This window comes from Acinetobacter sp. YH16051 (genome assembly GCF_013417135.1).
GTDB lineage: Bacteria > Pseudomonadota > Gammaproteobacteria > Pseudomonadales > Moraxellaceae > Acinetobacter > Acinetobacter towneri.
In genome coordinates, this window is the sequence record NZ_VPEN01000047.1 from 1 (window position 1) to 4,506 (window position 4,506).

The following is a 4,506-nucleotide window of genomic DNA, read 5'->3' on the forward strand; positions in this document are numbered from 1 at the left end:
GCTCTACATTACTGTAAAACAATCGCTGTGGTGCGCTAGCGTCGCTTTATTCCATCCACCCACACCACATGCCTAGACCCGAATAAACGGACACGCAGAAGCGGGCAAAGCTCGAATTCAAGATTGCTTATTTAATGGACACAAAACGATTCAATAACGAAGTAATTCATGTTTTGACTTGAAATTACTGCTCATAACGTTAAAATGTGCGAACAGGTACAAGCCTTTGGTGAAATCTGCACGAGTTGGTAGCTCTGCTGATCTTCGTTATCTGATGCGTCAACATCAAATAACTGCGTACCGCTGAATATAAGAAAAACCCGTTGATACTGCAAGGTGTCAGCGGTTTTTTTTTACTCAATTCAAGCCCTTAACTTTCACTCTTTCTAATTTCTTATTAAAAAATCATCTACATCTATTTGATTAATTTCTATTTTCATTAAAAAATAAGTTTCACTCTTTTTCAAAAAAAAATTGTTATTTGCTCAAATTAAATACACCAATATCTATTTGTTTTTGATTAATTTTTATAAACCCGTCCAAGATTTTTAGACAGTCTAGTTAATACAACAATTTAAATATTAGATAAAATCAGATGGTATATATGTAAAACTATATCTATCCAGTCTGTAAATTTTACAGTCTATTAGACAGTGACTTTAGACAACAATAGGCATCACTTTACAACATGAAAAGTCTTTCAGTTCTTGAATTATCCAAGCTTTACGGCATAAATAGACAGACAATTTACAATCATATAAATAAAGGAATTTTAAGTAAAAATTCTGATAATAAAATTGATTTTTCAGAAGCTATTCGTGTTTTTGGTGAGCCTGCTAAAAAAACCGATGTAAAAGAATCTGTAAAAGTAGACAGTCCAAGTTCGGCAGAAGTCTTACTACTTAGACAGCAGATAGACATACTAAAAAATCAGTTGGATGATGCAAAAAATAGAGAAAGCTTCTATCAAAATCAAATTGAAACTATGCAACGACTATTGGAAGCTCCAAAAACCAATACAACGCAATCTGATGATCCAAAATCAAAACAAGCAGAATCCACGGTAGAAGAAAAAGAGGACGTCATAGCTATGCCTCCTAAGGAATCAGAGGTCATCGGGAATAAACGTATTCCTGTCCCTGAACATATTGAGCCAGAACTAGAAAAAAGGGGGTTCTGGAGCCGTTTTTTTAAACCTTATGGCTAATATAAAACAACAGTTAGTTGTAAATTAGTTGTAAATTAGTTGATATAATAACTTATGCTTTTGGAGATAAGTTATGTCTGTTCAAGAACGCTTAAATAAATCTACAGTCCAATTTCTTAAGATTGCACATCATGTTGTATTCGCCAGGAAACGCTATGAAAACGGCAGACAAATAGTAGTTTCCCTGATTTATATTGCACAAGATGCACACCCCATAGCGGCAATCACAGGAACAGAGCGATTTTGGGATTGTCACGACATCAGTAAGGCAACACGATCAATTAGACGACACAATAAAAACTGTCTAATCCTGGATCGCAGAGACTTCATTTTTGAGAAAACGGAAGACCTAAGAGGCTTCAATGGCATCCATTGATTATTCGCCAAAGCTAAACAAAACCGTGGAACATTGATTGTTTTTTGATCGTGAAACATGAAAAATCATAAAAAAAGCCCAATCGGGTGTGATTGGGCTATCAACTAGAAACTACAGCATTGATTTCTAAAGAAAATTATAACGCATTTCGTATAAGGTGTATTATGTTAATTTTAGTAGAACTAATAAATCTATATATTTGAAAATGTCATTTTACTCAATTAAATACTCTTCAGATATTTCACACTGTTCAACAAAAAAATGATCATGTGAAACTAAAATTACAGCGCCCTGATATTGGCTAATAGCCTGCGATAGAAGCTCTCTAGACTCAATATCTAAATGATTTTCTGGTTCATCAAGCAATAATAAATCAATACCATCAGGATAGTGACTCATTGCTAATAATGCGACTTTCAATTTTTCACCACCACTCAGTTCTGATAGTTTTAATAAAGCTTTTTCACGACGAATACGTAACTGACCTAACAAATTTCTCCACTCAACTTCAGTAAGATTGGAGTTATAAAGTGCAAGGTTTTCGATTACGGATAAATCATTATTTAATAAACTAAAGTTTTGATCTAAATACAAACATGTTCCACTAAAGAAAATATCATCACGTTGATGGGTAGAAATCAATTTCAATAAGGTTGATTTACCAATTCCATTAGCACCTTTAAGATGGATTTTTTCGCCAGCTTTCAATGCAAAATTAATTTTATTTGTTGCTGTATGGGGTAGCTTTAAATCATGAATTCTTAAAATCTCTCCTTGCTTCGTACTCTGTAAGTGGAATTCAAACTTCTGAGCTTTGATTTTTTCTACAATGGTCTGCCTATTAATCAGACTATTTTTCAAATCATCAGTTTGTCGAGTTTGTTGGGCACGTAGCTTACCTAAGCTTTGTCCAGCATTTTCCTTTTTGAAATCTAGAAAAATCTTTGCTTGAGAATTAGAATCACGAAGTTCATTGCCTTTAGATTGACGTTTATTCGCTTTCATTAAGCTATCATGTTGCCGTTGTTTTAACTGCTTTAATTCTTTTTTCTCATTATTAATAGACTGAGTTAATGCATCCATGTGTAGCTGATGCTGTTGAATGTAATGCTCATAATTACCTTTGTAGTGTTGTAAGCCTAATTCAGTTAAAGCATAAATATGTTGGACTTGATTGAGTAATTGGCGATCATGACTAATCAGGCATACACCACTAGGGTGTGCCAAAATACTCTCAATTAACCATTGTCTAGATGTTGAGTCTAAATGGTTGCTTGGTTCATCTAAAAGTAGATAGTGATCCTTTTTTAAAAACAAACGACATAAAGCCAGCTTTGTTTTTTGTCCTTCACTCAGTTTTTCTGTTGGAAAGTTCAAATCCGTAGGTAAGTCAGCATTTTCAAGTATATTTTGCCATTTTTGTGGTAAATCCCAGGTATTTTCAACTAACTCATAATCATCAAAACTAGCTGTATTGTTCTCTATACGCCGAAAAGCATGATGTAAATGATCTACCTCTAATGCTTGTGCAATATTTTCAGCATTAAGGCGTTCTAATTGTGCCAAATAATCATGTTGGATATTCCATGAAACTTGACCACTATAATGAATATCTAAAGCTTGGCTTTGATCTAATATTCTGAACAATAGGGATTTACCTAAACCATTACGTCCAATTAATGCAGAAACCTGTCCTGATAAAAGCGTAATGTTTAGCTGATCAAACATTTTCTGTGTAGAAAATTCTAAATTTAAGTTTGAAGCAATACATGCATGTTGCATAAAAAATTCCTCATGTAGAGGATATGCAAAATAGTGAAGATTAACTTATAAAAAACAATATATTATTTAGGATATAAAGTAGAGACCAAGAATATATAGCCACAAGTAGAATCTATTTTGCACATCAAAAGTTTAAAAATAATGATGAGAAAATGACTTACTTCATTGGCGTTACTCTTGGGAGGATGATTTGAATAAGGTTATTTTATAATGATAAGACAATCTGTCAAGCTTGTACTAAAGCTTCTAAAAGTTATTTAACATAATGGCGATTATGCGAAACGAGATTGTAAGCCCAAAGTAGAAATGTCCGGTTTCTCCAAAGTAAAAATGTCCGCTTTTAGAATATGCGCTTTTGCGATTATCGAAGCGGACGGTTTGATATGTTGGTGTCTATGTCGGATAAAGAACTTAAACGATTGTCGGTCTTGCAGGAAATCTGCGATCAACGCATAACTCAATCCCAGGCTGCTCAGCTACTTCATATTTCAGAACGTCAGATCAGACGCTTACTGCAGAAATACAAAGCTCAAGGCCCAGTTGCATTAGCCCATGCTGCACGTGGTCAAATCAGCAACTCCAGGCTTCCTGAAGAACTCAGACTCAAGTGCCTCAATATTGTTTCGGATCAACTGCATGGTTTCGGACCCACTTTAGCGCATGAAAAGCTCACTACCATTCATGGATTCGACATCTCGGTGGAAACACTACGTTCCTGGATGATTGCAGCTAATTTATGGATTCCTCGCTCCAAACGCCTGAAACGCCCGTATCAGCCTCGTTATAACCGGGACTGTTATGGTGAACTGATCCAAATTGATGGCTCACACCATGACTGGTTTGAAGGACGCGCTGCTAAATGCTGTCTGCTGGTATTTATCGATGATGCCACAGGCAAATTGCAGCATTTACGCTTCTGTGAATCAGAATCAGCCTTTGACTATATGATTTCGACACGCCTGTATGTCGAACAGCACGGTAAGCCTTTAGCGTTTTACAGCGACAAACATTCAGTCTTTAGGGTGAATCAAAGCAGTAAGAAAGACACCAAGATTACCCAGTTTGGACGCGTGCTCAGTACCCTCAATATCGATATCATCTTCGCTAATTCACCACAGGCCAAAGGCCGTGTAGAACGAGC

Annotated in this window: 3 protein-coding genes and 1 pseudogene; 3 read left to right on the plus strand and 1 reads right to left on the minus strand. The window is 35.6% G+C overall.

From position 1 onward, the window contains the following. The first annotated feature begins 688 nt into the window (after positions 1-688). Positions 689-1,207, plus strand: coding sequence for a plasmid replication DNA-binding protein (locus FTV41_RS13655; RefSeq protein ID WP_179995782.1), 519 nt, complete (start codon positions 689-691; stop codon positions 1,205-1,207). Positions 1,208-1,280: 73 nt separating this feature from the next. Further along, positions 1,281-1,583: a hypothetical protein gene (locus FTV41_RS13660; protein WP_179995781.1), complete on the plus strand. Its 303-nt coding sequence runs from the start codon at positions 1,281-1,283 to the stop codon at positions 1,581-1,583. Positions 1,584-1,796: 213 nt separating this feature from the next. Here FTV41_RS13660 and FTV41_RS13665 read toward each other — a convergent pair whose 3' ends face one another. After that, positions 1,797-3,365 carry an ATP-binding cassette domain-containing protein gene (locus FTV41_RS13665; RefSeq protein ID WP_159124549.1) on the minus strand — a complete coding sequence of 523 codons (1,569 nt, stop codon included), beginning with the start codon at positions 3,363-3,365 and terminating at the stop codon, positions 1,797-1,799. Between the two features lie 395 nt (positions 3,366-3,760). Here FTV41_RS13665 and FTV41_RS13670 point away from each other — a divergent pair. After that, a pseudogene (locus FTV41_RS13670) lies at positions 3,761-4,506 on the plus strand (ISNCY-like element ISAjo2 family transposase); the annotation flags it as partial.

Excerpts from the sequence above, each read along its gene's own strand:
- FTV41_RS13655 (WP_179995782.1), top strand. The coding sequence starts at position 689 with ATGAAAAGTCTTTCAGTTCTTGAATTATCCAAGCTTTACGGCATAAAT.
- FTV41_RS13660 (WP_179995781.1), top strand. The coding sequence starts at position 1,281 with ATGTCTGTTCAAGAACGCTTAAATAAATCTACAGTCCAATTTCTTAAG.
- FTV41_RS13665 (WP_159124549.1), bottom strand. The coding sequence starts at position 3,365 with ATGCAACATGCATGTATTGCTTCAAACTTAAATTTAGAATTTTCTACA.